Origin of the sequence: Reyranella sp. (assembly GCF_965228225.1) — a bacterium.
Lineage (GTDB): Bacteria > Pseudomonadota > Alphaproteobacteria > Reyranellales > Reyranellaceae > Reyranella.
Map to the genome: position 1 here is coordinate 5,948,085 of NZ_OZ245801.1, position 25,510 is coordinate 5,973,594.

A 25,510-nucleotide genomic window follows, 5' to 3' on the forward strand; every position below is an offset into this window, starting at 1 on the left:
CGGATTCACACATCTCATAGTCCGAGGGAGGCGCCATATTTGATGGCGCGGAACTGATCGAGGCCGATGCGCATGACCTTCGGCCCTGGCTTGCCGTAGTAGCCGGTCCATCCTCCGAGCCTGGCGATGACCCAGGCTGCGAAGGCGAGGCTGGCTTTGGGGTGGGGATTGCGCTGTCGCTGGGTCTTGCCTTCGAGCCTGGCCGATACGGCTTCGAGGATAGGCTGATCCTGTGGCTCGAAGGCATCGCCAAGGCGTTGATCGGTCGTGCCGTCGCGGGCCTGCACGAGTTGCTTGATGGTGACGGCGGCGATGGCGGCGGCGGCCGTCAGGTTGATCATGGCCTGCGGCTCGCCGATATCGGCCGCCTCGATGTCGAAGCCTGCGGTCTTGAGCGTGCGGAAGAACTCCTCGATCGTCCAGCGCTGGCGATACAGATCGACGATCCTTCGCGCCTGAGGGCCGGTCGCGACAGGATGCGTCGTCAGCAATCGCCAGTGGATCGGCTGGCCGGCCGCTGGCGCCGAGGTCTCGCGCACGTCGACCAGGGTCAGGTCGAGCGTCTCGGGCAAGGTCGGATCGGCCCCATGCAGGGGCCGGCGCAAGGTCACCGGCGCGAAGCGCAGGGCAAGCTCGGTGTCACGCTCGGGCCGACCGGGCGCTGCCGGAATGGTCGCGGCGAAGCGGCCCTGCTCGGGTTGTCCGTCGATGAAGTCGAAGAGCAAGCCTTCAGCCTCTTGGGCCGATGTCTCGATGCGCCGGTTCTGGCAGGCCCGCACGATCAGCTCGACGTTCGCGGGACGGCGCGCGAACAGCTCGTAGAAGTCACTCTCGCGGTCCGACACCGCCGTGATGCTGCGCGCCTGCGACAGCGCCGCACCGGCCTGACGAGCCCCGTCGATCCAGCGCTGCGATTCCTTGGCCTTCGTCTCGCGCTGGCGACGCGGCGCCCGCACCCCTTCAGCCCGGTTCCACACCTGCATCGACACCACGCCCAGCAAGGCCCCGCTGCCGGCTTCCACCGCCAGCACCGGGTGAAGCAGCAATCCCCGCGCTGCGCCGCCCTTGCCGACGATCCCGTACCCGGCGGCCGCCGCACGGCGACCGCCCAGCGCCAGTTCGCTGGTATCCTGGATGGCCACAACATCCCGGCCCGCCGCCCGACCTCCCGTCAGAGTGCCGGCGTGCTGTGACATCTCCTCCACCGTCACCGACCGGTTACGCAGCAGACGCGTGAACTGCATCTCCCGCGCCCGTGTTCCGCCGAGCCGTCGGATGCACGACCCGGGCTGCAGCACCAGCGCCGCATGCAGCAAGGCCCCCCTTTTTGCAGCCGGCGGTCGCCGAAACCACCAAGACCGTACTCGATCCCCGACATCGAACTCTCCATCCGCTGTGCCTCGGACAGAGAATCCAATCGCCTCACACCGCGCAACTAAGATGTGTGAATGCGATAGCCATCTGAATGGGGAGGGGAATGGTCTAAGCCACCACGTTCGACAGCCGGCCCAGTCCGTCGATCTCGATCGTCACGCGGTCGCCGCGCTTCAGGAACTTCGGCGGCGTGAAGCCGATGCCGACGCCGACCGGCGTGCCGGTGGCGATGACGTCGCCGGGCTGGAGCGTGATGCCGGCGGAGATGGTCGCGATCAGGGTCGGGATGTCGAAGATGAGGTCGCGTGTATTGGCGTCCTGGCGCAGCTCGTCGTTCACCCAGCACTTCACGCCGAGATTCTCCGGATCGACCTCGTCGCCGGTCACCAGCCACGGGCCCATCGGGCAGAAAGTGTCGAGCGACTTGCCGAGGAACCACTGCTTGTGCTTGCCCTGCAGGTCGCGCGCCGTTACGTCGTTGATGATCGTGTAGCCGCAGATATGGCCGTAGGCTTCGTCCTTGGAGATGCCGCGGCCGCCCTTGCCGATGACCAGGCCCAGCTCGGCCTCGTAGTCCACCGAATCGCTGACGCCCTCGGGATAGCGGATGTCGGCGCCATCGGCGATCACGCACTCGGGCGCCTTGGTGAAGATGATCGGCGCGGTCGGAATGGCGTCGGCCGCCGAGCTGGCGCTGCTGTCGAAACCGCTGCGCGCGAACTCCTTCGCATGCTCGTGATAGTTCTTGCCGACGCACATCACGTTGCGCGCGGGCCGCGGAATCGGCGCCTCGAGCTCCACCGACGAAAGCGCAAGCCCCGCGCCGGTCGGCTTGATCTTCGACTTGATCGCGCCGAGTTCGCCGACAATGGCGCCGAGGGTCGGAACGGCACGCCCCAACATCTCCTCGAGCGGCCAGAAGGTCTTGCCGTCCGGGCTGGCGAGCGCGGCCTTGGTGGTGCCGGCGTGCGTGATCGTGGCGAGTTTCATTGCGGCTTCGCCGGCTCGGCGGCGTTGCCCCAGCCCTTCTTCTCGGCATCGAAGAAGGAGGCGAAGACCTTGCGGATGGTGCTCTCGCCGATGTCGCGCGTGATGAACACGACGCGGCTCTTGCGGTCGTCGCCTTCCGGCCAGGCGTCGAGCGTGGCCGGCGGATGGAAGACGTGCTGCACGCCGTGGATCACCACGGGCTTGTCGGTGTCCTTGACGTTCAGGATGCCTTTCATGCGCAAGAGGTCGGGGCCGCGATAGGTCACCAGCGCGTCGAAGGCCGCGGCCACCGTGGACCAGCTCATCGGCTCGTCGAAGGTCATGCAGAAGGAACGGATGCGGTCGTCGTGGCGGTTGACGTCATGCGGATCCTGCTCGCCGTGAGCATGCCCTTGATCGTTGCCGTGGGAATGGCCGTGATCGTGGCCATGGTCGTGGCCGTGATGATGGTGGCCGTGGCCATGGTCGTGGCTGCCCTCATAGGCCTCGGCCTGCAGCCACTTCTTCACGTCGGCGCTCTTGGTCTCGGGATTGTAGAGGCCGGCATTGAGGATCTGGTTGGGATCGATCTCGCCCGTTGCCACCGTATGGAACGGCGCTCCCGGATTGAGGTGATGCAGCCGGTGCTTCAGCTCGGCGAGCTTGGGCGCGTCGGCGATGTCGACCTTGGTCAGCAGGATGCGGTCGGCGACGGCGGCCTGCTTCACGGCCTCCTCGTGATTGTCCAGCGTGCTCGCGCCGTTCACGCCGTCGACCGTCGTCACCACGCCGTCGAGGCGGTAGCGCGAGGCCAGGAGGGGATCGGTCATCAGCGTGTGCAGAATGGGCGCGGGGTCGGCCAGGCCCGTGGTCTCGACTACCATGCGCTTGAATGGCGAGACTTCGCCACGCGCGCGCTTGAGGAACAGCTCGCTCATGGTGCGCACCAGATCGCCGCGCACCGTGCAGCACAGGCAGCCGGAGTTCAGCGTCACCATGCCTTCGTCGTCGGACTTCTCGACCAGCAGATGGTCGAGGCCGATCTCGCCGAATTCGTTGATGATGACGGCCGTGTCCGCCAGTTCGGGCCGGCGCAGCAGCTTGTTGAGCAGGGTGGTTTTGCCGCTGCCGAGGAAGCCCGTCAGCACGGTGACGGGAATACGCTGCTCGGCAGCGTTCTGCGGATCGCTCATCGAAACATCCTGTGTTCGGGGATCACGCCCGCCAGAAGCGCTCGACTTTCCTGAACTCCTTCCAGGTCCGCTCCAGCTTGCGACGGCGGCGCTTCTCGCCGCTCGACGCTTGCCTCGCGAGGACCTTGAGGAAAGGGGCCGTGTCCTCGGAGGGACGGGAGGCCGTCGCGATGTCGGCCAGCATGCGGGCCGCCGTCGCGCGATCGTTCAAGGCGCCGAGCGCGCCCTGCAGGCGCACCGTTGCCTCGATATAGGGCTTGGCCACGGGCGAGGCAAAGGCGGGGCTGAGATAGGTCGCGGCATAGCGCAGTTTCTTGATGCCGATGCGCAGTCGGTGAAGTTGTTCCTCGCTCAATTTGTCCAGCAGACGGCCGCGGCGGACCACCTTGGCGTGGCGGGAATCGAGGACGTGACGGCCGAATTCGTCGAGGTGCAGCCCGCCGCGGACCTCCGGAGCGGGATGGGCGGCGAAGGCGGCGAGCCGCTGGTCGAAGGCTTCGTAGCGGGCACTGCCGAGGGCGGCCCGGGCGCGTTCGAGGTGGCTCGCGGCCAGGCGCGCACCGACCCTCTTCACGACCGGCGGGACGTCGACCACGCTTTCGGTCAAGAATACGTGCAGGTCGCGTGCGGGTCCGCATTCGCCCGCCAGCCACTTGGCCTCTGCCGAGAGGGCGCGCACCTCCGGGCTGTCTACCGCAGGGCGGAACACGCTGAAGGCGGCCCGCAGGCGGCGTAGCGCCACCCGTGCCTGGTGGATGCCAATGGGACGGCGGCTCTGCAGGACGATCTCCCGATATTTGGCGAGATCGGCCCGGCACGAGGCCGCGATCGTGCGAAGCGCCGCCTCGGGAGGCGTTTCAGAGGTAAGCTTATGCCCGGACGCTGACATTGCGTTTCGACCGTAGCGGCGCCGGACGAGGGGGCAACCTTAAAGAACGACAGTCCGGTGAAGGTTTTATGTCATCCGGGCGACGGCGGCTGCGTCCGGTTTGGTCGGATTCACCCTCCCCCCCCGCGTTTGGCGGTCTGTTACGCTGTCTTTGCAGTGGCGGCGCCGCCCCGGCGTGGCCTAGAGTCATTCTCATGAGTATCGATGCGGCGGCCTTCAAGAAGGGCATGCGCCACTTGGCGGCGAGCGTAACCCTGATCACCACCAGAGTGGGGGACCAGCGCGGCGGGCTGACCGCCACGGCGGTCTGTTCGGTTTCGGCCGAACCGCCGCAGATTCTGGTCTGCGTCAACAAGACAGCCAGCGCCCACGACCCGATCGGGGAAGCCGGCTTCTTCTGTGTCAACATCCTGTGTCCCGAGCACCGCAAGCTTGCCGAGCGCTTCGCAGGCATGGACGGCACCGAGGGCGACGAGCGGTTCCGGGACATGGGTGAGTGGACGACGCTCACCACCGGTGCACCCGTGCTCAAGGGATGTCCCGTGTCCTTCGACTGCAAGCTGGTCACCGAGCTCTCGGCCGGTACGCACACGATCTACATCGGCGAGATCGTCGACGTGGCATTGCACGAAACCGCCCTGCCGCTCCTCTATGCGGACGGCACCTTCGTGCATGGCGAGGCCCTGAAGAAGGCCGCCCAGGCAGCCTGAAACGAGCGGGGTTGCGCCCCCGCACCAACCCACTATGTTCGCGCCCGCCCGAAAGGGCACCTGCTGGGGCGTCGCCAAGCGGTAAGGCAGAGGATTTTGATTCCTCCATTCCCAGGTTCGAATCCTGGCGCCCCAGCCATCGCGCCCTCTTCGAGGGCTTCGACGTCCGTCTGTCTTCTGGATGAACCGCTCGAGCGACAAGGTCGATGAATTTCCTGAAAAATACGCTTCTGGTCGTCGTTCTCACCGCCATTTGCGCGCTTTGCCTCGAGGGCATGACCCGGCTCTTCCTCGACAACGGCATGCTCTACGAACTCGAAATGTGGCGCTATGCACGCGACGTGAAGGTTCGCGACATGCGGCCCGACCTCGGTCACCGCCATCGCCCCAATGCCGAGGCTGAGCTCATGGGCGTCAAGGTGACGACCGACAGCCACGGCTTCCGGTCGTCGGAAATTCCCGAGAAGGCACCGGCGGGCGTGGCGCGTATCGCCTTCGTCGGCGATTCGACGACCCTGGGCTGGGGCGTGGCGCAGAACGAGACCGCGGCCGCCCGCGTGACCGCCGCGCTGGTCGCCGAAGGTCGCAAGGTCGACAGCTACAACACGGGCGTGGGCAACCACAACACGCTGCAGGAACTCACGCTGTTCCGCGAGACGGCTGCGAAGCTCAAGCCCGACATCATCGTGCTGACCTACTTCATCAACGACGCCGAACCGGTGCCGACCTACGGGCAGACCTCGTGGCTCGACGAGCATTCGGCCGCCTGGGTGGTGTTCAAGTATCGCCTCGACTCGCTGATGCGCCAGTTCGGCGAGGCGCCCGACTGGAAGCGCTACTATCGCGAACTCTACAAGGACGATGCCGCGGGCTGGCAGCAGACGCGCAAGGCCCTGCAGGGCTTCGCGACGACGGCGCGCGAGATGGGTGCCAAGCTGGTCGTGTTCCACTTGCCCGAGCTGCGCGAGCTCAAGCCCTATCCCTTCGCCGACGTCACCGCCAAGGTGAAGGCCGATGTCGAGGGGCTGGGGGTGCCGTTCTTCGACATGCTGCCGACGGTCGAGACCCTCGACCCCGCGAGCCTGTGGGTGACGGTTCCGGACCCGCATCCGAACGGCGCTGCCATGGCTGCCTTCACCACCATGATCGTGCCCGAGCTCAACACCCTGTTGGACGGCCTGTGCCGGGACGAAGGCAAAGGCTGCAAGTAGAATGCGGATCCTCAAGGACGCGCTGCTTGTCCTGATTTCGCTCGCGGTGAGCGTCGTGGTTGCCGAAGGCGCCGTTCGCTACATCGACGGTTATCCGATCCTGCTGACGCCGCTCGGCGAGCCGATGGGGCTCGCCAGCGTAAAGCCGGATTCGGTCGACAAGGTCCCGCGGGCGGCCGGCGTCGAGCGCGCCTGGTTCTTCGACGACCCGGCGCCGCTGCCCAACAAGCACGCAGTCCCCGAAGACTGGGAACGCCTCTATCGCTTCGTCGAGGCCAATCCCGTCGGCGGCAAGTGGTTCCGGCCCTCCGACGCCTTCAAGGTCTGGAACACCAGTTTCTCCGGCGATCCGTGCCAGCACTGGTTCCTGCGTCACGCGCCGGGCCAGCTCTTCCTTTACGACGCGCCGGACGGCCAGCCGAGGCCGCCCTACCGGTTCCTGCCCGACGTCACGATCCCGAGCGGACTGACGACCAACCAGATCGGTTGGCGCGGACGTCCGATCGATAATCCGAGGCCAGAGAGGACGGTGCGCATCGTTTTCGTCGGCTCATCGACCGTCGTCGAAGCGCATCATCTGCCCTACTCCTGGCCGGAATATGTCGGGCACTGGATGAACGCCTGGTCCAGGGCAAAGGGGTTGGGCATCAGATTCGAGGTCCTGAATGCGGGCCGCGAGAGCATCATCTCCAGCGACATCGCCGCCGTCGTGCGCAGCGAAGTGCTGCCGCTCAGGCCCGATCTCGTCGTCTACCATGAAGGCGGCAACCAGTTCCGGCCGGCCTCGATCGTCGAGAATGTGCCGGACGTCCCGGTTGCCGGGCCGTCGAATGCGCAGGAGGCGGTCGCGGTGAAGTGGCTGAAGCAGGCCGCACGTTATTCCGCCCTGATCGGCCGCGTCCAGGCCGCCTTCGCCATGGCCGGAGCCACGGCCGGGAACAATAGCGGCGCGGAGTGGCCCAAGCCCGACTACAAGGTCATCTGGCCGGAAGGGCTCGACGAGATGAATCCGGATCTCGACTTCGCGAACCTGCCGGTGAACCTGAACCGCATCCAGAAGGACCTCGACCAGATCCGGGCCGATCTCGGGACGGTCGGCGCCGACATGGCGCTCACCTCGTTCTTCTGGATGGTGAAGGACGGGATGGTCGTCGACCCGGTGCGGCACCGGTTCATCATCGAGCAACTCAACGCCGCCAACTGGCCCTACCGCTATCGCGACCTCGAGAGGCTGGCGAATTTTCAGAACCGCCTGTTCGCGAAGTATGCCGCCGTCCACGGCATCGCTTTCCTCGACCTGGTCAGCAACACGCCGTTCGACCCCGACCTTTTCATCGACGCCGTGCACACATCCTATGCCGGCACCCGGATCCGCGGCTGGGCGGCCTTCAACCTGCTGGTTCCGCTGGTCGAGAAGAAGCTGGCCGACAAGGCCTGGCCGCGTCCCTGGCCGGCCGGTGCGTCGACGGCGCTTCCCACCTTCTCGCCGCGGCTGACCAAGCTCGAGTGTAAGTCTTAGGGGCTTTCCGCTTCAAATCGTTCCGCACCACCTCATCCTGAGGAGCGGCCGCAGGCCGCGTCTCGAAGGATGGGCAGCAGACGTGGTGCGCGTGTCCATGCTTCGAGACGGCTGCTTGCGCAGCCTCCTCAGCATGAGGTTGGTGTTGATGCTTCTGTCGTGCTCGGAAAGACCGAAGCTCGGCTGGGAGGAATCTATCCTAAGCCGCGTGGCGGCGGAGATGATCCAGCAGCAGCTCGTTAACCCTCTCCGGCATCTGGTCGGCAGCATAATGACCGACGCCAGGCAGCACCTCGAAACGGTAGGGCGCGTCGATGAATTCGCCCGTGCCCTCGGCCGCGGCACGGCCCACCGTGTCGTCGGCATCTCCCCAGACATAGAGGGTCGGCACCTTGATCGGGCCGAGCGGCATGCGTTCGCCGCGGGCCCGGTACCAGGCCAGCGCCGCTTCCATCGCCGGCGCGCTTCCCAGTACGGAGAGATGGCGGTCGATCGCCTCCTTGGGCACGCCCTCCTTGGTGTGCCGCGAGCGCAGCCAGGCGCAGTCATTCGCGAGCAGCTTCGGCACGGCATCGGGCTCGAGGAATGCCTGGTGATGGCCGGAGCGCCGCTTCTGTTCGCCATCGGGCATGGCCAGCGCCCGTGCAAACGACATCGGATGCGGTCGCGACAGGATGGTGAGCGACCGCAGCCGCTCGGGATGCTTGAAGGCGATGGCCCAGGCGAGGCTGGCGCCCCAGTCGTGGCCGACGAGATGGAAACGCTTGTCGCCATGGCCCACCGCCGAGACCAAGTCGAGCGCGTCGCTGGTCAGCTTGTCGAAACGGTAGGAGTCGAGGTTGGCCGGATCGGGCCGCGCGCCCGCAGAATAGCCGCGCTGGTTCGGCGCCACCGCGAAGTAGCCGGCCTCGCCCAGCACCGGCACCTGGGCCTTCCAGAAGTGCCGTGACACGCCGAACCCGTGCAGCATCAGCACCAGCGGTGCGGAGCCGCTGCCGGCCACCGAAGCGTCGAACACCAAGCCGGGCGCGGTCTCAATGTTGCGGACTTCCATCTCGGTCATTCTCCCTCGCCGGTCCCGGCGCGGCCCCACTTCGCCTCGAGACGACGCCAGGCGCGGGCAAGCCGCGCGGCACGGTCCTCGAACAGGTCGGGGGCGACGTCCTTGCCCAGTACTGTTTCCTCGACCTCATGATGGGGCCGTGTGCCGCCATCGGCCAACAGGTGCTCGACCGCGACGCCGCGCTCTGCGAGACGCCGCGACACCAGCACGGTGCGATGGCAGTCGAGCGGCTCCTTCTCGGCGCACATGAGGCAGAGCGTTGTCTGCCGAGCTTCTTCGATCACGCGGTCGAGTGCGTCCTTGAACTCCGGCCGCGCCGCGAGCTGCTCGTAACTCCCACCAGCCTGCGGCTTGCCGCCAAGTGCAGGACCTTCATGAACATAGGCGATGCCGGCCTCGGCCAGCGACCGCGCGAGGTTCGTCTGGCCGAACTGCGGATGGCGGCGCGACCACGGTGTGGAGCGCACGTCGACCAGGCGCTCCACGCCGCCCGCCTTGAGGAGCGACACGAACCGTTCGATCGAATGGTTCGAGTGGCCGATGGTCTTGACCGGTTTCATGCGAGGCGGCGCACCTTGTCGATGAAGGCCTGGGTCGCGGCCGAGGGATCGTCGCGCCGGCAGGCGAGGTTGAGCGGCACCTTGAGGGCGGGCCGCCCGGTGAGGGGGCGGTAGGTTACACCTTCCAGCGGCAGGCGGCTGAGCGACGCCGGCACGATGGTAATGCCGAGACCGGCGGCCACGAGGTTGAGCGTCGACACGATGCGCGGCGCTTCTTGGCTCACGTGAGGGCTGAAGCCCGCGGCGCTGCAGGCCGCGATGATGACGTCATAGAGGCCGCGCCCCTCGGCCCGCCGATAGAGGATGAAATCCTCGGTCGCGAGATCCTTCAGCGTGAGCTTCGGTCGCCGCGCGAGCCGGTGGCGCGCCGGCAGAGCGGCCGACATTTCCTCGTGCAGCAGTTCGTGCATCTGCAGCCCCTGCGGTTCGACGAGGCCGGAGCGGATGAAGGCGATGTCGAGTCGCTCGTCGCGCAGCGCGGCCAGCAGGTCGCCCGAACTGTTCTCCTCCAGCACGAAGGATATGTCGGGCCGCTCGCGGCGGAACTCGCGGATGGCGCGCGCCACCAGCGGGTGGAACGGCGCCGAGGTGGTGAAGCCCACGGCGATGCGGCCGGTCTCGCCGCGCGCCGTGCGCCGCGCCTTCGCCGTCGCGCGTTCGACGGCGGCGAGGATTGCCTCGGCGTCGGCCAGGAACGAGCGGCCGGCATCGGTCAGGCTGACGCCGCGCGGATGGCGCAGCAGCAGGGCTGCGCCGATCTCCTGCTCGAGCGCGCGGATCTGCTGGCTGAGCGGCGGCTGCTGCATGTGCAACTTCTCGGCCGCACGCGTGACATGGCCCTCGTGCGCCACGGTGACGAAATAACGAAGGTGCCGCAGTTCCATGGCATATCCAGAAAGTATGGATACAGAAGTTATCATATATTTGAACACTGCATAGTCCGGCCCTAGACAAGCCTTCGTCCTCACTCTGAGGAGCTCTGGGATCGGCGGGGGCAAGATGGCGATATCGATGGCTCTGGGGCTCGGCGTCCTGATGGTGTTCACCGCCTTCCTGTCCGGCATCTTCGGGATGGCGGGCGGGATGGTGCTGATCGGCGTGCTGCTGTTCCTGCTGCCGCTGCCGATGGCCATGGTGTTGCATGCGGTGACGCAGATGGCGTCGAACGGCTGGCGCGCGCTGCTGTGGCGGCGGCACATCCAGTGGCGCATCACGGCTTTCTACGTGCTGGGCTGCTTCATCGCGGTCGGGCTCTGGTCGCTGACGCTCTACGTGCCGGAGAAGGCCGTCGCCTTGCTGATGCTGGGCCTCTCGCCCTTCGTGCTGCGGATCGTGCCGGCGCGGTGGATGCCCGCCACCCTGGGGCCGGCACAGGCGCTGGGTGGCGGCATCGCCTGCATGGCGCTGATGCTGTTGACCGGCGTGACCGGCCCGCTGGTCGACCAGCTCTTCCTGCGCTCGCCGATGAACCGCCAGCAGATCGTCGCCACCAAGGCCTCGTGCCAGGTGTTCGGCCACGGTTCGAAGCTGCTCTACTTCGGCGCCCTCATCGAGCAGGCCGGCTCGGTCGAACCCTGGGTGCTCGTGATGGCGGTGGCCGCCTCCATGCTGGGCACGTCGCTCGGCAAGCGGATCCTCGAGCGCCTGTCCGACGCTCAATTCCGCACCTGGGCGGGACGGCTCATCACCGTGCTGGGGCTCTACTATGTCGGCTATGGCTTGGTGCTGCTGGCCGGGATTGCCTAAGATGGCGCGTGGACATTCCAGCAGGCTTTCGAGAACTGAACGAAGCGACCGGATTCACCGCGGCCAACGGCCCGTGGTTCGAGAAGGTCGAAGGGCACAAGGTCTGGCGGGGCTTCAGGCCCGGCCCCCAGCATGCCAATGCGCTCGGCATCGTGCATGGCGGCATGCTGGCGGCCTTCATCGATGCGGCCCTTGGCTCGGTGGTCTACCGCGCCATCGACCGGCGCTGCGTCACCCTGAAGCTGACGCTCGACTATCTGACGCCGGCGCGGGTCGGCGACTGGATCGAGGCCACGGGCGAGCTGCTGGGCCACGACGAGCATGTGGCGCAGGTGAGGGGCCGCCTCTATGGTCCGCGCCACGACGTGCTGGCCGGGCTGGGCGACTTCGCGCTGCTGCGGCCGGGACGCCCCCTGAAAGTCCGGAGCTAGAGTGTCTTCCTACGAAATACCCGACGATCCGCCCGAAGGTTTCAAGCTCGTCGATTTCGTCCGCGGCCGGCCCGAGCCGACCTTCAACACCCATGTCGGCAACATGTACGTCAAGCGGGGCGAGAAGGGCACGCGCGACGAGTTCGTGCTGGCGATCCGCGTGCAGCAGAACATGTGTAACCCGGCGGGCGGCCTGCACGGCGGCATGATGATGACGGTGGCCGACCTGGTCGGCACGATGGGCGGCGGCTACCTCGCGGGCCTGCGCAAGTTCCTGCCGACCGTCAGCATGACCTTCGACTTCGTGGCCCCCGCGCGGGTCGGCGACTGGGTCGAGGGCCGCGCCGAACTGATCCGCCAGACGCGCAGCCTGCTGTTCACCAACATTTATCTGACCGTGGGCGAGCAGAAGATCCTGCGCGCCTCCTCGATCGCCAAGATCTCGTCGGGCGACGGCACCGGCTACACGAAGACCGAGGCTGGAGTTCCATCGTCTCCAGCCAGCCAGCCACCCTCGCCCTGAGGAGCCGCGCACGGCGCGGCGTCTCGAAGGGTGAGCTGCAAACGTGGTGCTCGTGCCCATGCTTCGAGACGGCTGCTCCGCAGCCTCCTCAGCATGAGGTGGTGTGTGACCTGTCTCCCGCGGAAAGAGGCTAGCGGCCCGGCGGCCGCGACCTGAGGGACGATTTCAGGAAGTCGACGAAGGAGGTGACGCGGGCCGAGATGCCGCGTCGTGCCGGCACCAGGGCGAGAATGTCGGCGCCTTCGAACGACCAGGGCGCCAGCACGCGCCGCAGCTCGCCGCGCTTCACGAAGGGGCCGGCGTCCCACTGCGAGCGCAGCATGAGGCCGAGCCCGGCCAGCGCCCAGTTGCGCACGACCTCTCCGTCGTTGCTGGTCAGCGTCGGCGTCACGCGCACGGCGCCGTTGCGGCTGCCGCGGCGATGGCGCCACAAGGTCACGTCCTCGTTGTTCTCGCGCACGCAAAGGCAGTCATGCTGCAGCAGGTCGCGCGGATCTTCTGGCGTGCCGCGCCGGTCGAGATAGGCGGGCGCGGCACAGACCCAGCGGTCGTTGCGCGCCAGCACGTGCGCGATCCAGGTCGAATCGCGGACCGCGCCGATATGCACCACGACGTCGGCATCTTCGCTGTCGGTCCAGGGGCGCTCCGAGAGATCGAGCGTCACGCGGATCGATGCGTGTCGTTCGGCGAAGCGGGCGACGAGCGGGGCGACGTGCAGCCGGCCGAAGCCGAACGGCGCGACCACGCGCAGGGGCCCCGAGAGGGCGCCGCCTTCCTTGCCCAGTAGGTCGGTGAGCGCGCCCATCCGCCCCAGCATCGCCTGCGCTTCGCTCACCAGGTGCTCGCCCTCGCCGGTGAAGCGCAGGCGGCGCGAGCTGCGCACCACGAGGCTGACGCCGAGCGTCCGTTCGAGCTTCTTGAGGCGCAGCGACAGCGCCGGCGGGGTGACGTTGAGCGACCGGGCCGCGCCGCTCAGCGAGCCGGTGCGCGCCAGCGCTTCGATGAATTGCAGGTCGGCGAGCGTGATCATTCAGTTTTCCTTAACTGAACTGTTCGTTCGATTTAAGCACCAACGGCCTGCGGCTTGCTACGGTGGCGGCATGACGACGACCTTTCCCAAAGCCGTCCTGTTCGACCTGCTGACGGCGCTCCTCGACTCTTGGACCCTGTGGAACGACGTGGCGGGCTCGGAAGAGCGCGGCCGCGCCTGGCGGGCCGAGTATCTGCGGCTGACCTATGGCTGCGGCAGCTACGTGCCCTACGAACAGCTCGTGCGCGAGGCGGCGGTGGCGACCGGCCTGGCCGAAGGCGCGGCGGATGCGCTGGAGGCGCGGTGGCTGGAACTGCCGCCCTGGAGCGGCGCGCAGACGGCCCTCGACGCGCTGGCCGGCCGCACGAAGCTCGGCGTGGTCACCAACTGTTCGATCCGGCTGGGCCGGCAGGCGGCGGAGCGGCTTCGGACGCGCTGGGACTGTGTCGTCACGGCCGAGGAGGCCGGTTGCTACAAGCCCGACCCGCGCCCCTATCGCCAGGCGCTTGCCGCGCTGGGTGTCGCGCCCGGCGAGGCGGCCTTCGTCGCGGGCTCCGGCTTCGACCTGTTCGGCACATCCGCCGTCGGCCTCAGGACCTACTGGCACAACCGTGTCGGCCTCGCGCGCCCCGACGGCGCGCCGCCCGCTGCTCTCGAGCGACCGACGCTCGACGATCTTCTCCCCTGGTTGGAAGGACGTTTGTCATGATGTTACGCCGACTTCTGCTCACCCTCGCGCCGCTGCTGCTGGCGGCCGGCACGGCCACCGCCCAGGCCTTCCCCACCAAGCCGCTGACGCTGATCGTGCCGTTCCCGGCGGGCGGTCCCAGCGACGCGCTGGCCCGCGCGCTGGCGCAGGGTATGGCCGCGGATCTGAAGCAGACCGTCGTGGTCGAGAATATCGGCGGCGCCAGCGGCACGATCGGATTGACCAAGCTGATGAACGCCGCAGCCGACGGCTACACGATCGGCTTCGGCACGATCGGCACGCACGTCGCCAACGCCGCCTTGTTCAAGAAGCTGCCCTACGATCCGCTGACCGGGTTCGAGCCGATCGGCCTTGCCGGCACGGCGCCGCTGCTGCTGGTCGCCAAGGCAGGCCTGCCGGTCTCGAACCTCAAGGAGTTCATCGCCTATGCCGAGAAGAACAAGGCCGACATGACCTATGGCAGCGCCGGCGTGGGCTCGATCTCCCACTATGCCTGCGTCGTGCTGCTGTCGGCGCTCAAGCTCAACATCACCCATGTGCCCTATCGCGGCGTGGCGCCGGCCATGAACGACCTGATGGGCGGCCACATCGATTTCATGTGCGACCAGACGACGACGGCGCTGCCGCAGATCGCTGGCGGCAAGATCAAGCCGCTTGCCGTGCTGAGCGACCAGCCTCTGCCGCAGCTGCCGGGTGTGGCGACGGCGGCCAGCCAGGGCTATGACGTGAACCTGCGCTCGTGGAACGCGTTGTTTGCGCCCAAGGGCACGCCGCAACCGGTCATGGCGCGGCTGAACCAGGCGCTGCGGGCGGCGGTGGCCGACCCGGCGCTGGTCAAGCAGATGAATGCGGTCGGCGTCGATCTGCCGTCGTCGGAGGCGCTGCAGCCGGCTAGCGTGACGGCGCTGATCGCGCGCGGGCTGGAGAAGGACGTGCCGGCGCTCAAGGCGCGTGGCGAGTATCTCGACTGAAGGGTGGACACTTGAAGCTGATGGACATCGAGACTCCGGCGGCGCTGATCGACGAGCGTCGCATGGAAGGCAACATCGCGCGCCTGCAGGCCCATCTCTCGGCGCTGGGCGTGCGCCTGCGGCCGCACGTGAAGACCTCGAAATGCATCGAGGTCGCGCGCGCCCAGCAGAAGGCGGGCGCCGTGGGCATCACCGTCTCGACCCTCAAGGAGGCCGAACAGTTCTTCGCCGCGGGCTTCACCGACGTGCTCTATGCGGTCTGCATCGTGCCGGACAAGCTCGACCGCGCACTGGCCCTCATCCGTAAGGGCTGCGCGCTGACCCTGCTCGTCGATTCGGTGGCGGCGGCCGAGGCCGTCGTGGCGAAGGGCCGTGAAGCGAACCAGCGCTTCGAGGTCATGATCGAGATCGATTCCGACGGCCATCGCTCGGGCGTGCAGCCCGAGGCGCCGGAGCTGATCGCGATCGGCCAGGTGCTGCAAGCGGGTGGTGCGACGGTGAAGGGCGTGCTGACCCATGCCGGCAGCTCCTACGATCTCGACACGCCGGCGGCGCTGCAGGCGCTGGCCGAGCAGGAGCGGGCGCTGTGCGTGCGCGCCGCCGAGCGCCTTCGCGCCGCCGGCATCGACTGTCCGGAGGTCAGCATCGGCTCGACGCCGACCGCGATCGCCGCGCAGCATCTCGAAGGCGTCACCGAGGTGCGCGCCGGCGTCTACGTCTTCTTCGACCTCGTAATGTCCAATGTCGGCGTCTGCACGCCGCAGGACGTGGCGCTCTCCGTGCTGACCGAGGTGATCGGCCATCAGCCCGAGAAGGGCTGGGTGATCGTCGATGCCGGCTGGATGGCGATGAGCCGCGACCGCGGCACCCAGCGCCAGAAGATCGACTATGGCTACGGCGCCGTTTGCGATGTCGAGGGCAACGTGATCGATGGGCTGATCGTCTCGGGCGCCAACCAGGAACATGGCATCGTCGCGCGTCGCGACGGCACGGCCGATGCAACCCTGGTCGAGCGCTTTCCCATCGGCGCGCGGCTGCGCATCCTGCCCAACCATGCCTGCGCCACCGGCGCGCAGTATCCGTCCTACGTCGCCGTGACGCCGGCCGGCGACGCCACGACCTGGCCGCGCTTCCAGGGTTGGTAGGCTTAGACCGTCGCGCCGAAATGGCTGCCCAGCGCGCGGCGGCCGGAATCCGTGAGGCGCACGGTGCGGCTGCGGCGCAGGCGCTCGGCCCAGCCGCGCCTGAAGAAGGTGTCGGCGATGGCGGCGCCCAGCGCGCCCGAGATGTGCGGCCGGCGCTCGCTCCAGTCGAGGCACTGGCGCGCGAAGTGGCGCGAGCTCGCCTGGCGCGCCGTGCCGAGATCGACACCGAGCCGGTCGCAGAACAACTCGCCTGATGACGTGAGCTGCCAGTCGCGCGGCCCCTTGGGTTCGAGATGGCCCTGCCGGGTGAGCGAGTCGGTGACGGCGATGCCGACCTGGCCCGCGAGATGGTCGTAGCAGGTGCGGCAGAAGCGGAGGTCCGGATCGCGCCGCCACGCTGCGGTCTTGGATGCCGGCGTCGCCCGCGTGCCGGCCAGCGCCATCAGCGACTCGATGGCGTGCGCCACCTCGGGCGAGGCGAGGCGATAGAAGCGGTTGCGGCCCTGGGCGCGCGCCGCCAGCAGGTCCGCCTCGACCATGCGCGCGAGGTGACCGCTCGCCGTCTGCGCCGTGATGCCGGCATTGTGAGCGAGGTCCGACGCGGTGTGGGCGCGGCCGTCCATCAGCAGCGACAGCATCGAGGCGCGCGCCGGATCGCCCATCAGGGCGGCAATCTCGGAGAGGGCATTCACGGTGGTCATGGCGGGACTCTAGGCCCGACCGTCGGTAGTCGCCACGGTCAATGGTTCGGTAGGGGCCGAAGAATGAGAAGATCAAAGGTCCCTCACTGCGTTCGGGATGACAGCGTTTTCTGCATCGACGCACGGCGCCAATCTCGGAAAAATTGTCATCCCGAACGCAGTGAGGGACCTTTCGCATCCTCGACAATGCGTACGAGCAGGAGTTACCGCCACTTCGGATTGGCGATGGCGATCTTGTCGGCGATGGTAGCGTCGAGATGGGCCATCAGGGCGGTGTCGGTCTCGTCGCGCTCGCCGCTGCGCAATTGTCGCGCCAGTTCGCGGTTCAATTCGTCGAGCGGAGCTTCGCGGCCGAGCAGTTCGACCAGACGCTCGTGCTCGCGCGCATCGGCGGTCGGCCCGAGGCGCACCTCGCGTTCGAGGATGGCGAGCGAGTTCACGGCGACCCGCATCTGGAAGCCCAGCCGCGGCTCGGTGCGGTCGAGGGCGGGCGTCGCTTCCTCGCGCAGGAAGTCGGCGATGGCGGCTAAAAGTTCGGCGGCGGTGGGGCGGTCCTGGGCCACGATCAGGCTCCCTGCTTCAAGAGTTGCAACAGGTCGACTTCGGTCTCGACGGCGCGGCGGCCGATCGAGGCATGCTCCATCGACTTGATCGAGCCGGAGAGATGCTTCCAGGCCTGGTTGAGGCAGATGATGCCCCAGTGCACGGTGCCGAAGACTTCCCACCAATGCGCGCGAACCGGATCGACCGTGCCGCCGCCGGCGCGCTCGTAGGCGGCCCACAATTCCTCGCGACTGCCGAAGCCGCCGGCCGGCCTGTCGATCGCGCCGAAGCGCCAGCTCTTCACGCACAGCCAGCCGAGATCCTCCACCGGGTCGCCGAGATGGGCGAGCTCCCAGTCGAGGATCGTGGTCACGCCGGTCTCGTCGACCAGATAGTTGCCGGTGCGGTAGTCGCCATGCACCAGCACAGGCCGCTCGAGCGGCGCGGGCTTGCGTCGGTCGAGCCAGGTAAGGGCCAGTTCGAATACCGGCTGGGGTTGCCCCAACGCATCGAGCGAGCGGCGGAGCTCGGCGATATGGTCGGCGGCCTCGCGGCGGGGGAGGGGCGGCAGGGTGCCGGTATCGGTCGCATGGATGCGGGCCAGGATCTCGCCGAGCTGGCCCGCGATCCGTCCACGCGCCGTCTCATAGGGCGCATCGCGCAGCAGCTTGCGGGCAATGGCGATGCCGCCGACCCGGCGCATCACATAGGCCTCGCCCAACCCGTCCCGCGGCGTGAGTTCGAACAACGGCTCGGGCGCCCGCACACCGGCCGCATGGGCCGCGCGCAGCACGCGGAATTCGGTCGCGCGATCGATGGTGACGGAGCGTTCTCGCTCGGTCTTTCCCTGGGCCGGCGGGTCGCGGCGCAGGATCAGCGCGTGGCGCTCGCCGCTCACGACGGCATCGAAGCTCCAGGTCTGGCGCGAGGCGCCGCCGGACTGGCGGGACAGGGCTTCGATGGAGGCGGGGCCGCCGAAATGGCGGCGCGCTGCCTCGCCGAGGATGCGGGCGACGGTTTCTGCTTCAGTCGACGTGTGAACGTTCATTTACCGGCACTGTGGCACAGGCTCCGCCGCATGGTAAGAGGACCGCGCCAACAGGGGAGATCAGCAAAGTGTCGAGTGCCTTCGCCGCGATGAACGGCCTGTTCCTGGAAGACCTCAAGCCCGGCATGTCGGCGATGTTCGGCAAGACCGTCACCGACGCCGACATCGTGGCCTTCGCCGGCGTGTCCGGCGATACCAACCCGATCCACCTGCACGATGGCTTCGCCCGCACCACGCGTTTCGGTCAGCGGATCGCACACGGCATGCTGAGCGGCAGCTTCATCTCGACCGTGATCGGCACCAAGCTGCCGGGACCGGGCGCGGTCTACATTTCCCAGACCATGAACTTCATGGCGCCGGTCCTGGTCGGCGAGACGATCACGGCCGTGGCCACCATCACCGCCATCGACGACAAGCGCCGCCGCGTGACGCTGAAGACCCAGTGCCTGAACGGCGACAAGGTGGTGATCGACGGCGAAGCCGTCGTGCTGGTGCCGCGGCGCGACGCGGCCTGAGCGGATCGCATGGTTCCGGTGTTCGACGACTGGCGTTCGGTACCTCCCGAGTGGACGGGCGGTGTGGTGGCGCTCGGCAATTTCGACGGCGTGCATTGTGGCCATCAGGCCCTGCTCGAGCATGCGCGGGACAAGGCCGCGGAACTCGGCGCGCCGCTGCTCGCCTTCACCTTCGAGCCGCATCCGCGCGGCTTCTTCGTGCCCGACACGGGACCGTTCCGGCTGACGCTCCCGCCGGCCAAGACGCGGTTGCTCGCCGAGCATGGTGTGAAGGCGGTGCTGGCCCAGCACTTCGATGCGGCGTTCGCGGCCCTTCCGGCGGCCGCGTTCATCGGGGACGTCCTCGTACAGGGGCTGCGCGCGCGCCATGTCGTCTGCGGCTACGACTTCACCTTCGGCGCCCGGCGCAGCGGCAACGTCGAGATGCTGCGGGCCGAAGGCAAGGGGCGCGGCTTCGAGGTCTCGGTGCTCGATCCGGTGACGCACGAAGGCGAGATCTATTCCTCGACCCGCATCCGCGAATCGCTGCGGCACGGCTGGGCGCGCGAGGCCGCTGGATTGCTGGGCCATCAATGGGAGATCGAGGGCCAGGTCGAGCTGGGCGACCAGCGCGGCCGAACCATTGGGTTTCCGACCGCCAACGTTGCCCTGGGCGAACATCTGCGCCCGCGCTTCGGCGTCTATGCGGTCCGCGCCCTGGTCGACGGCGAATGGCGCAACGGTGTCGCCAACCTCGGCAAGCGCCCGACCTTCGGCAAGCTGCAGGAGAATTTCGAGGTCCACCTGTTCGACTTCGCGGGCGACCTCTACGGCAAGATTCTGCGGGTCGCGCTGATCGACTTCATTCGCGCAGAGATGAAGTTCTCCGGCCTCGACCAGCTCAAGGCGCAGATCGCGGCCGACGGGGAGCGCGCGCGCGCGATCCTCACGGCCTGAGCAGACCTTCGAGAAAGAGATCGAGCGCGGCGTCCATCGCCGCGAGGGCTTCTTGCGAAGACGCGACGCCCCATTGCGGCAGGTGGCCGTCGACGCGCATGCGCGCCAGTCCGTAGACGAGGGCGCGTGCGGCGAGCTTGGCGCCGGCCGGTGCGCCTGCCGCATCGAGCAGGCGGCCCATCAGCGCCTGGATGTCCTCGTTCTCGCGCTGCATCGACGGCGAGCTCTCATAGTCGATCAGGCCGCGGTTGGAGACGACGGCGAAGTGGGTCGGATTGTCGGACGCCCATTGGAGATAGGCGCGGCCGATCGCCCTGAGCTGGACGAGGGGCGGCTGGTCGGCAAGCGGTTCGACCGCCGCCAGGACTGCCGCATGCAGCCGGTGCGTCGCCTCCTCGGCCACGGCCGTCATGAGCACGGTACGGTTGGGGAAGTGGCGGAACGGCGCGCCTGATGAGACTCCGGCGCGTCGTGCCGCTTCGCGCACGGTAACCGCCTCCGGCCCACCCTCCTCGACCAGCCGCAGCGTCGCTTCGATCAACGCCGCGCGCAGCGTGCCATGGTGATAGCTGCGGCTCGGCTTCTTCTTCGCTTTGGCAACGGGACGTTTGGCCATCAGGGCCAAGGCTAGCATCATGGGCACGTGAATGTAAGCAGTGCGTACACTGCATTGACCGATGTCAGGACCGTAAAGTAAGCAAGGCTTACATTGCGGAGGGATGCATGACGAAGACCCGGTTGCTCGAAGGTTGGAACTTGCTCGGCCTGTTGGCCCTGATCCTGTTGGCGATTTCCGGTCTCTGCCTCGCGGGCCACGCTTACGAGGTCACGGGCGTGAGGATGGTGATCCGGATCACCGCGCGTACCTCGCTGGTCCTGTTCGCCCTGGCCTTCGGCGCGCAGGCGATGCTGACGCTGTGGTCCTCTGCGCTGACTCGCTGGCAACGCCGCAACCGCCGGCAACTCGGCCTCGCCTTCGCCGTCTCGCACACGATCCACGCGGCGGCGATCCTGGCCTTCGCCCGGATGGACCCGCAGGGGTTCCACGAACATGCGATGCCGGGGACGCTGGTGAGCGGCGGCATCGCCTATGCCTTCATCGTCGCGATGGCGGCGACCTCGTTCGACCGGACGGCCGCCTGGGTGGGACCGGCGGCGTGGCGGATGCTGCATTGGCTGGGCGGCTATTATCTCTGGATGTCGTTCATCGTGACCAACGGCAAGCGGATCGGTCAGAGCCCGCTCTATGCCCTGCCGGTCGTTCTGATGCTGGTCCTTCTCGCGTTGAGGATTGTAGCGCGGCGGCGGACGAGATTGCTGCCGCGCCCGGCCTGACGATACTGGAAACGCAGACGGGCGGTCGCTCGTGAGGTATTGAAGCCCGTCACCTGACGGGAGAAGGCGGATGAAGGCATCCGAAGCGGGAGCGTTCTGGGAGCGCAACGCCGAGACATGGACGCGCCACGTGCGCGCCGGCTACGACATCTACCGCGACGCGCTCAACTCGCCGACCTTCCTCGACATGCTGCCGCCCGTCGACGGCCGGCGCGGCCTCGACCTGGGATGTGGCGAGGGGGCCAACACGCGGCATCTCGCGGGGCGGGGCGCGCGCATGGACGGCATCGACATCGCGCCGACTTTCATCCGCCATGCGCAGGCGGCCGAATCCGCCGAGCCGCTCGGCATCTCCTATGCCGTGGCAGACGGCACGTCGTTGCCTTTTGCCGCTTCGAGCTTCGACTTCGTCACCGCCTTCATGTCGCTGATGGACATGCCCGACATTGACGGCGTGCTGGCGGAGGCATGGCGCGTCCTCCGGCCGGGCGGCTTCCTGCAATTCTCCATCCTGCATCCCTGCTTCTCGCCACCGCACCGCAAGGTGCTGCGCGATGCCAGGGGCGAGACGAGGGCGGTCGAGGTCGCGGACTATTTCAACGGCCGGCACGGCGAACTCGAGCGATGGGGCTTTGGAAGTGCTCCCGCGGCGGAGAAGGCCGCCAGCCCGCTTTTCGAGGTGCCGCGTTTCCACCGCACCCTGTCGCAGTGGGTCGATGCTCTCGTCGGAGCCGGTTTCGTCCTGGAACGCATGGTCGAGCCTTGCGCCAGCGCGGAACTGGCGGCGGCCCAGCCGGTGGTCGCCGACACGCGCGTCGTGCCGCAGGCGCTGATCGTGCGGGTCAGGCGCCCGCGAGGGCCGGCTTGCGCTCCTTGACCCCCCGGACCCCCATCCCTAGATTGCGCGCCCTATGTCCACCAGGGCTTTCCAGGAGCGAATTACCCGCCCGGTCCGCTGACCGCGGCCGGGTCGTCTTGCCTGCCAGCGGCCGCCCGACGGGTGGCTGGAATTTGCTCCCTCCTGCGCCGAGTTTCTTGTGACAACTGATTATAAATCCAGCGTTTTCCTACCCAAGACCGACTTCCCCATGCGCGCCGGCCTGCCGAAGAAGGAGCCGGAGCTCTTGAAGCGCTGGGCCGACATGAAGCTGTGGGAGCGTATCCGCAAGGAGAGCCGGGGCCGGCCGAAGTTCGTGCTGCACGACGGCCCTCCCTACGCCAACGGCAACCTGCATATCGGCCACGCGCTCAACAAGATCCTGAAGGACCTCGTCAGCCGCACCCAGCAGATGATGGGCAAGGACAGCCATTACGTGCCGGGCTGGGACTGCCACGGGCTCCCGATCGAGTGGAAGATCGAGGAGCAGTATCGCGCCAAGAAGCAGGACAAGGACCAGGTCCCGATCGTCGAGTTCCGGCGCGAATGTCGCGCCTTCGCCGATCACTGGATCACCGTGCAGCGCGAGGAGTTCAAGCGCCTCGGCGTCGACGGCGACTGGGACAATTACTACTCGACGATGAAGTACGGCTCGGAGGCGGTGATCGTCGAGGAGCTGGGCAAATTCCTGCTGAACGGCGGCCTCTACAAGGGCTCGAAGGCGGTGCTCTGGTCGGTGGTCGAGAAGACCGCGCTGGCCGAGGCGGAGATCGAGTATCACGACCACACGTCGGACACGATCCACGTGCGCTTCCCGGTCATGCACTCGAAGGGCGGCAAGCTCGACGGCGCCTCGATCGTGATCTGGACGACCACGCCCTGGACCATGCCGGGCAACCGCGCGCTGGCCTACGGCCAGGACATCGCCTACGCGCTGGTCGAAGTCGTTGCCGTCGCCGAAGGCAGCAAGGCGAAGGTCGGCGAGCGGTTGGTGCTGGCGCGCGATCTCGTCGATGCGGTCGCCAGCGAGGCGAAGTTCACGCCGAAGATCGTGGATGAGGTTTCGGGGGATGACCTCGAAGGCCTGATCGCCGCCCATCCGTTCCGCGGGCAGGGCTATGAATTCGACGTGCGCCTGCTGCCGGGCGGGTTCGTGACCGCCGATGCCGGTACCGGCTTCGTGCACATCGCCCCGGGCCATGGCGCCGACGACTACGAGCTGGGCATCGCCAACGGCGTCGAGGTCCCGGACACGGTCGCCGAGGATGGCACCTACTATCCGCACGTGCCGCTGTTCGCGGGCAAGCGCGTCTACACGCAGGAGGGCAAGAAGGGCGACGCCAACCGCACCGCGATCGCCCTGCTCGATGAGGCGGGCAAGCTGCTGGCCGCAGGCCGCATCACGCATTCCTATCCCCATTCCTGGCGGTCCAAGGCGCCGGTCATCTTCCGCAACGCGCCGCAATGGTTCATCTCCATGGACCGGACGATCCCCGAGATCGGCGGCACCTTGCGCGAGAAGGCGCTGGCGGCGATCGATGCGACGCGCTTCGTGCCGCGCGCCGGCTACAACCGCCTGCGCTCGATGATCGAGACGCGTCCCGACTGGAACGTCTCGCGCCAGCGCGCCTGGGGCGTGCCGATCGCGGTGTTCGTCGACAAGAAGACCGGCGAGCCGCTGCGCGACGCGCAGGTGATGGCGCGCATCGTCGAGGCCTTCCGCGCCGAGGGCGCGGATGCCTGGTTCGAGAGCCCGCCCGAGCGCTTCCTCGGCAACAAGTACGACCCCGCCGAGTTCGAGCAGGTGACCGACATCCTCGACGTCTGGTTCGACTCCGGCTGCACGCACGCCTTCACGCTCGAAGGCAACGATCGGCTGAAGTGGCCGGCCGACCTCTATCTCGAAGGCTCCGACCAGCACCGCGGCTGGTTCCATTCCTCGCTGCTCGAGAGCTGCGGCACGCGCGGCCGCGCGCCCTATGACGGCGTGCTGACGCACGGCTTCACGCTCGACGAGCAGGGCCGCAAGATGTCGAAGTCGCTGGGCAACATCACGGCGCCCCAGACGGTCTGCGACCAGTATGGCGCGGACATCCTGCGCCTCTGGGTGGTCGGGACCGACTACACCGAGGACCAGCGCATCGGGCCGGAGATCCTGAAGCACCAGGCGGAAGCCTATCGCCGCCTGCGCAACACGCTGCGCTATCTGCTGGGCAGTCTCGAAGGTTACTCGTCCGACGAGACGATGGCGTTCGCCGAGATGCCCGAGCTGGAGCGCTGGGTGCTGCATCGCCTGGCCGAGCTGGACGGGGTGATGCGTCGCGCAGTCGACGATTACGACTTCCATACGATCGCGACCGAGCTGCACAATTTCTGCGCCGTCGATCTCTCGGCCTTCTATTTCGACATCCGCAAGGACTCGATCTACTGCGACGCCGCCGACACGCCGCGCCGGCGCGCGGCGCGCACCGTGATGGCCGAACTCTTCTCGTTCCTGACGGCGTGGCTGGCGCCCATCACCTGCTTCACGGCCGAGGAAGCCTGGCTGGCGCGGCCGGGTGACATGCCGGACGGCAAGGTCGAGAGCGTCCACCTGCGCCTGTATCCGATCATCCCGTCGGCCTGGCTCGATGCCTCGCTGGGCGAGAAGTGGAAGGCCGTGCGGGCGCTGCGACGCGTCGTGACCGGCGCCCTCGAACTCGAGCGCGCCGAGAAGCGCATCGGCTCGAGCCTGCAGGCCGCCCCCGTCGTCTATGCCACGGCGGACTATCTGAAGGCCTTCGAGGGTCTCGACCTGCGCGACTACTGCATCACCTCGGGCGGGACCCTGGTGTCGGGCGAAGCGCCGGCCGGTGCCTTCACCCTTCCGGACGTCCCGGGGGTCGCGGTGGTGCCGGCGCTGGCGGAAGGCACCAAGTGCGCGCGCTGCTGGCAGGTGCTGGAGGAAGTCGGCAAGTCGCCGGCCCATCCGCTGCTCTGCCTGCGCTGCGAGGAGGCGGTGTCTGCATGAGGAGGATCGACCACCAGGCGATGGCCCTGCTCGTCGTCACCCTGGTGGCCGACCAGGTCTCCAAGCAGCTCCTGCTCGGGTTCCTGCTGAAGGCCGGCGCCATCGTGACGGTGATCGACGGATTCTTCCGGCTGGTCATCGTCTGGAACCGCGGCGTGAGCTTCGGCCTTCTGGGGGGCGATCAGGCTTTGCCGCCCTGGGTGCTCTCGGGCGTGGCGATCGCCGTCTGCATCGGGCTCTTCCTGTGGCTGCGGCGAACCGACCGCCCCCTTACCGGATGGGGCATCGGCCTTGTCATGGGGGGAGCCATCGGCAATGTTATCGACCGCGCCCGTTGGGGGGCGGTGTTCGATTTCGCCGATTTCCACATAGGACATTGGCATTGGCCCGCATTCAATGTCGCGGATGCGGCCATCGTGGTCGGTGTCGGCCTCATGCTGATCGACTCGCTGCAGGGCGAAAAGAAACCGGCGCCCTGAAGCGGCCATGATCGGCGGACAAA

The 25,510-nt window shown here is 67.6% G+C and carries 27 protein-coding genes and 1 tRNA gene; 16 read left to right on the forward strand and 12 right to left on the reverse strand.

The window, feature by feature from the left end; translation table 11 throughout:
- Positions 1-14: 14 nt before the first annotated feature.
- The 4 genes from ACO07K_RS28810 to ACO07K_RS28825 form a co-directional block, all read right to left on the reverse strand.
- Complete coding sequence (locus ACO07K_RS28810) at positions 15-1,244, reverse strand: IS4 family transposase (protein ID WP_422029138.1); 1,230 nt, start codon at positions 1,242-1,244, stop codon at positions 15-17.
- A gap of 238 nt (positions 1,245-1,482) precedes the next feature.
- A complete protein-coding gene (locus ACO07K_RS28815; protein ID WP_422033837.1) occupies positions 1,483-2,364 on the reverse strand; it encodes a fumarylacetoacetate hydrolase family protein in 882 nt (293 codons plus the stop codon).
- On the reverse strand, positions 2,361-3,536 hold the full coding sequence (locus tag ACO07K_RS28820; RefSeq protein ID WP_422033838.1) for a CobW family GTP-binding protein: 1,176 nt from the start codon (positions 3,534-3,536) through the stop codon (positions 2,361-2,363). Before ACO07K_RS28820 ends, ACO07K_RS28815 begins: the two co-directional genes overlap by 4 nt.
- Positions 3,537-3,558: 22 nt before the next feature.
- Positions 3,559-4,425 (reverse strand): CHAD domain-containing protein, encoded by an 867-nt coding sequence (locus ACO07K_RS28825; protein ID WP_422033839.1) that lies wholly within the window; start codon positions 4,423-4,425, stop codon positions 3,559-3,561.
- A gap of 194 nt (positions 4,426-4,619) precedes the next feature.
- Between ACO07K_RS28825 and ACO07K_RS28830 the strand changes: the two genes are divergently transcribed.
- From ACO07K_RS28830 to ACO07K_RS28845, 4 genes are all read left to right on the forward strand, one after another.
- Complete coding sequence (locus ACO07K_RS28830) at positions 4,620-5,135, forward strand: flavin reductase family protein (protein WP_422017686.1); 516 nt, start codon at positions 4,620-4,622, stop codon at positions 5,133-5,135.
- 64 nt (positions 5,136-5,199) lie between these two features.
- Positions 5,200-5,274 (forward strand) — tRNA-Gln (locus tag ACO07K_RS28835).
- Positions 5,275-5,341: 67 nt separating this feature from the next.
- Positions 5,342-6,346: an SGNH/GDSL hydrolase family protein gene (locus tag ACO07K_RS28840; RefSeq protein ID WP_422033840.1), complete on the forward strand. Its 1,005-nt coding sequence runs from the start codon at positions 5,342-5,344 to the stop codon at positions 6,344-6,346.
- A gap of 1 nt (position 6,347) precedes the next feature.
- On the forward strand, positions 6,348-7,865 hold the full coding sequence (locus ACO07K_RS28845; RefSeq protein ID WP_422033841.1) for a hypothetical protein: 1,518 nt from the start codon (positions 6,348-6,350) through the stop codon (positions 7,863-7,865).
- Between the two features lie 199 nt (positions 7,866-8,064).
- Here the strand turns inward: ACO07K_RS28845 and ACO07K_RS28850 are convergent, their stop codons facing one another.
- Genes ACO07K_RS28850 through ACO07K_RS28860 form a run of 3 tightly spaced genes read right to left on the reverse strand, consistent with a single transcriptional unit; the run spans position 8,065 to position 10,372 of the window.
- Positions 8,065-8,928 carry an alpha/beta fold hydrolase gene (locus ACO07K_RS28850; protein WP_422033842.1) on the reverse strand — a complete coding sequence of 288 codons (864 nt, stop codon included), beginning with the start codon at positions 8,926-8,928 and terminating at the stop codon, positions 8,065-8,067.
- Positions 8,925-9,488, reverse strand: coding sequence for a DUF488 family protein (locus ACO07K_RS28855; RefSeq protein ID WP_422033843.1), 564 nt, complete (start codon positions 9,486-9,488; stop codon positions 8,925-8,927). Before ACO07K_RS28855 ends, ACO07K_RS28850 begins: the two co-directional genes overlap by 4 nt.
- Complete coding sequence (locus ACO07K_RS28860; protein ID WP_422033844.1) at positions 9,485-10,372, reverse strand: LysR family transcriptional regulator; 888 nt, start codon at positions 10,370-10,372, stop codon at positions 9,485-9,487. Before ACO07K_RS28860 ends, ACO07K_RS28855 begins: the two co-directional genes overlap by 4 nt.
- Before the next feature lie 115 nt (positions 10,373-10,487).
- On the opposite strand from ACO07K_RS28860, the gene ACO07K_RS28865 reads away from it, so the two are divergent.
- Genes ACO07K_RS28865 through ACO07K_RS28875 form a run of 3 tightly spaced genes read left to right on the forward strand, consistent with a single transcriptional unit; the run spans position 10,488 to position 12,188 of the window.
- Entirely contained in the window at positions 10,488-11,234 is a 747-nt protein-coding gene (locus ACO07K_RS28865; RefSeq protein WP_422033845.1) for a TSUP family transporter, read from the forward strand.
- Positions 11,235-11,242: 8 nt separating this feature from the next.
- Positions 11,243-11,665 (forward strand): PaaI family thioesterase, encoded by a 423-nt coding sequence (locus tag ACO07K_RS28870; protein WP_422033846.1) that lies wholly within the window; start codon positions 11,243-11,245, stop codon positions 11,663-11,665.
- Between the two features lies 1 nt (position 11,666).
- Positions 11,667-12,188: a PaaI family thioesterase gene (locus tag ACO07K_RS28875; protein ID WP_422033847.1), complete on the forward strand. Its 522-nt coding sequence runs from the start codon at positions 11,667-11,669 to the stop codon at positions 12,186-12,188.
- Positions 12,189-12,318: 130 nt separating this feature from the next.
- Here ACO07K_RS28875 and ACO07K_RS28880 read toward each other — a convergent pair whose 3' ends face one another.
- Positions 12,319-13,218, reverse strand: coding sequence for a LysR family transcriptional regulator (locus ACO07K_RS28880; protein WP_422033848.1), 900 nt, complete (start codon positions 13,216-13,218; stop codon positions 12,319-12,321).
- A gap of 70 nt (positions 13,219-13,288) precedes the next feature.
- Between ACO07K_RS28880 and ACO07K_RS28885 the strand changes: the two genes are divergently transcribed.
- The 3 genes from ACO07K_RS28885 to ACO07K_RS28895 are packed head-to-tail and all read left to right on the forward strand — an operon-like array spanning position 13,289 to position 16,043.
- Complete coding sequence (locus ACO07K_RS28885) at positions 13,289-13,927, forward strand: HAD-IA family hydrolase (RefSeq protein WP_422033849.1); 639 nt, start codon at positions 13,289-13,291, stop codon at positions 13,925-13,927.
- Positions 13,924-14,898: a tripartite tricarboxylate transporter substrate-binding protein gene (locus tag ACO07K_RS28890; protein WP_422033850.1), complete on the forward strand. Its 975-nt coding sequence runs from the start codon at positions 13,924-13,926 to the stop codon at positions 14,896-14,898. Before ACO07K_RS28885 ends, ACO07K_RS28890 begins: the two co-directional genes overlap by 4 nt.
- Positions 14,899-14,918: 20 nt before the next feature.
- Positions 14,919-16,043 carry a DSD1 family PLP-dependent enzyme gene (locus tag ACO07K_RS28895; protein WP_422036720.1) on the forward strand — a complete coding sequence of 375 codons (1,125 nt, stop codon included), beginning with the start codon at positions 14,919-14,921 and terminating at the stop codon, positions 16,041-16,043.
- 2 nt (positions 16,044-16,045) lie between these two features.
- Here the strand turns inward: ACO07K_RS28895 and ACO07K_RS28900 are convergent, their stop codons facing one another.
- The 3 genes from ACO07K_RS28900 to ACO07K_RS28910 form a co-directional block, all read right to left on the reverse strand.
- Positions 16,046-16,744, reverse strand: coding sequence for an ArsR/SmtB family transcription factor (locus ACO07K_RS28900; protein ID WP_422033851.1), 699 nt, complete (start codon positions 16,742-16,744; stop codon positions 16,046-16,048).
- Positions 16,745-16,947: 203 nt separating this feature from the next.
- Positions 16,948-17,307: a DUF6285 domain-containing protein gene (locus ACO07K_RS28905; RefSeq protein ID WP_422033852.1), complete on the reverse strand. Its 360-nt coding sequence runs from the start codon at positions 17,305-17,307 to the stop codon at positions 16,948-16,950.
- Positions 17,308-17,309: 2 nt separating this feature from the next.
- Entirely contained in the window at positions 17,310-18,335 is a 1,026-nt protein-coding gene (locus tag ACO07K_RS28910; protein ID WP_422033853.1) for a phosphotransferase family protein, read from the reverse strand.
- Between the two features lie 68 nt (positions 18,336-18,403).
- Between ACO07K_RS28910 and ACO07K_RS28915 the strand changes: the two genes are divergently transcribed.
- Both ACO07K_RS28915 and ACO07K_RS28920 read left to right on the forward strand, forming a co-directional pair.
- On the forward strand, positions 18,404-18,850 hold the full coding sequence (locus tag ACO07K_RS28915) for a MaoC family dehydratase (RefSeq protein WP_422017652.1): 447 nt from the start codon (positions 18,404-18,406) through the stop codon (positions 18,848-18,850).
- Positions 18,851-18,859: 9 nt separating this feature from the next.
- Positions 18,860-19,786 (forward strand): bifunctional riboflavin kinase/FAD synthetase, encoded by a 927-nt coding sequence (locus ACO07K_RS28920; protein WP_422033854.1) that lies wholly within the window; start codon positions 18,860-18,862, stop codon positions 19,784-19,786.
- On the opposite strand, the gene ACO07K_RS28925 is transcribed toward ACO07K_RS28920, so the two are convergent.
- On the reverse strand, positions 19,776-20,402 hold the full coding sequence (locus tag ACO07K_RS28925) for a TetR/AcrR family transcriptional regulator (RefSeq protein WP_422033855.1): 627 nt from the start codon (positions 20,400-20,402) through the stop codon (positions 19,776-19,778). The genes ACO07K_RS28920 and ACO07K_RS28925 overlap by 11 nt on opposite strands.
- Positions 20,403-20,509: 107 nt before the next feature.
- On the opposite strand from ACO07K_RS28925, the gene ACO07K_RS28930 reads away from it, so the two are divergent.
- From ACO07K_RS28930 to lspA, 4 genes are all read left to right on the forward strand, one after another.
- Positions 20,510-21,121, forward strand: a complete 612-nt coding sequence (locus ACO07K_RS28930; RefSeq protein WP_422033856.1) for a hypothetical protein — start codon at positions 20,510-20,512, stop codon at positions 21,119-21,121.
- Between the two features lie 70 nt (positions 21,122-21,191).
- Positions 21,192-21,998, forward strand: a complete 807-nt coding sequence (locus tag ACO07K_RS28935) for a class I SAM-dependent methyltransferase (protein WP_422033857.1) — start codon at positions 21,192-21,194, stop codon at positions 21,996-21,998.
- Between the two features lie 211 nt (positions 21,999-22,209).
- On the forward strand, positions 22,210-25,008 hold the full coding sequence (gene ileS, locus ACO07K_RS28940; protein WP_422036721.1) for an isoleucine--tRNA ligase: 2,799 nt from the start codon (positions 22,210-22,212) through the stop codon (positions 25,006-25,008).
- Positions 25,005-25,487: a signal peptidase II gene (gene lspA / locus ACO07K_RS28945; protein WP_422033858.1), complete on the forward strand. Its 483-nt coding sequence runs from the start codon at positions 25,005-25,007 to the stop codon at positions 25,485-25,487. Before ileS ends, lspA begins: the two co-directional genes overlap by 4 nt.
- Positions 25,488-25,510: the final 23 nt, after the last annotated feature.

Excerpts from the sequence above, each read along its gene's own strand:
- ACO07K_RS28840 (WP_422033840.1), top strand. The coding sequence starts at position 5,342 with ATGAATTTCCTGAAAAATACGCTTCTGGTCGTCGTTCTCACCGCCATT.
- ACO07K_RS28860 (WP_422033844.1), bottom strand. The coding sequence starts at position 10,372 with ATGGAACTGCGGCACCTTCGTTATTTCGTCACCGTGGCGCACGAGGGC.
- ACO07K_RS28925 (WP_422033855.1), bottom strand. The coding sequence starts at position 20,402 with ATGGCCAAACGTCCCGTTGCCAAAGCGAAGAAGAAGCCGAGCCGCAGC.
- ACO07K_RS28845 (WP_422033841.1), top strand. The coding sequence starts at position 6,348 with ATGCGGATCCTCAAGGACGCGCTGCTTGTCCTGATTTCGCTCGCGGTG.
- lspA (WP_422033858.1), top strand. The coding sequence starts at position 25,005 with ATGAGGAGGATCGACCACCAGGCGATGGCCCTGCTCGTCGTCACCCTG.
- ACO07K_RS28885 (WP_422033849.1), top strand. The coding sequence starts at position 13,289 with ATGACGACGACCTTTCCCAAAGCCGTCCTGTTCGACCTGCTGACGGCG.
- ACO07K_RS28920 (WP_422033854.1), top strand. The coding sequence starts at position 18,860 with ATGGTTCCGGTGTTCGACGACTGGCGTTCGGTACCTCCCGAGTGGACG.
- ACO07K_RS28850 (WP_422033842.1), bottom strand. The coding sequence starts at position 8,928 with ATGACCGAGATGGAAGTCCGCAACATTGAGACCGCGCCCGGCTTGGTG.
- ACO07K_RS28880 (WP_422033848.1), bottom strand. The coding sequence starts at position 13,218 with ATGATCACGCTCGCCGACCTGCAATTCATCGAAGCGCTGGCGCGCACC.
- ACO07K_RS28895 (WP_422036720.1), top strand. The coding sequence starts at position 14,919 with ATGGACATCGAGACTCCGGCGGCGCTGATCGACGAGCGTCGCATGGAA.
- ACO07K_RS28910 (WP_422033853.1), bottom strand. The coding sequence starts at position 18,335 with ATGAACGTTCACACGTCGACTGAAGCAGAAACCGTCGCCCGCATCCTC.
- ACO07K_RS28935 (WP_422033857.1), top strand. The coding sequence starts at position 21,192 with ATGAAGGCATCCGAAGCGGGAGCGTTCTGGGAGCGCAACGCCGAGACA.
- ACO07K_RS28900 (WP_422033851.1), bottom strand. The coding sequence starts at position 16,744 with ATGACCACCGTGAATGCCCTCTCCGAGATTGCCGCCCTGATGGGCGAT.
- ACO07K_RS28930 (WP_422033856.1), top strand. The coding sequence starts at position 20,510 with ATGACGAAGACCCGGTTGCTCGAAGGTTGGAACTTGCTCGGCCTGTTG.
- ACO07K_RS28820 (WP_422033838.1), bottom strand. The coding sequence starts at position 3,536 with ATGAGCGATCCGCAGAACGCTGCCGAGCAGCGTATTCCCGTCACCGTG.
- ACO07K_RS28810 (WP_422029138.1), bottom strand. The coding sequence starts at position 1,244 with ATGCAGTTCACGCGTCTGCTGCGTAACCGGTCGGTGACGGTGGAGGAG.
- ACO07K_RS28825 (WP_422033839.1), bottom strand. The coding sequence starts at position 4,425 with ATGTCAGCGTCCGGGCATAAGCTTACCTCTGAAACGCCTCCCGAGGCG.
- ACO07K_RS28830 (WP_422017686.1), top strand. The coding sequence starts at position 4,620 with ATGAGTATCGATGCGGCGGCCTTCAAGAAGGGCATGCGCCACTTGGCG.
- ileS (WP_422036721.1), top strand. The coding sequence starts at position 22,210 with ATGCGCGCCGGCCTGCCGAAGAAGGAGCCGGAGCTCTTGAAGCGCTGG.
- ACO07K_RS28890 (WP_422033850.1), top strand. The coding sequence starts at position 13,924 with ATGATGTTACGCCGACTTCTGCTCACCCTCGCGCCGCTGCTGCTGGCG.
- ACO07K_RS28815 (WP_422033837.1), bottom strand. The coding sequence starts at position 2,364 with ATGAAACTCGCCACGATCACGCACGCCGGCACCACCAAGGCCGCGCTC.
- ACO07K_RS28855 (WP_422033843.1), bottom strand. The coding sequence starts at position 9,488 with ATGAAACCGGTCAAGACCATCGGCCACTCGAACCATTCGATCGAACGG.
- ACO07K_RS28865 (WP_422033845.1), top strand. The coding sequence starts at position 10,488 with ATGGCGATATCGATGGCTCTGGGGCTCGGCGTCCTGATGGTGTTCACC.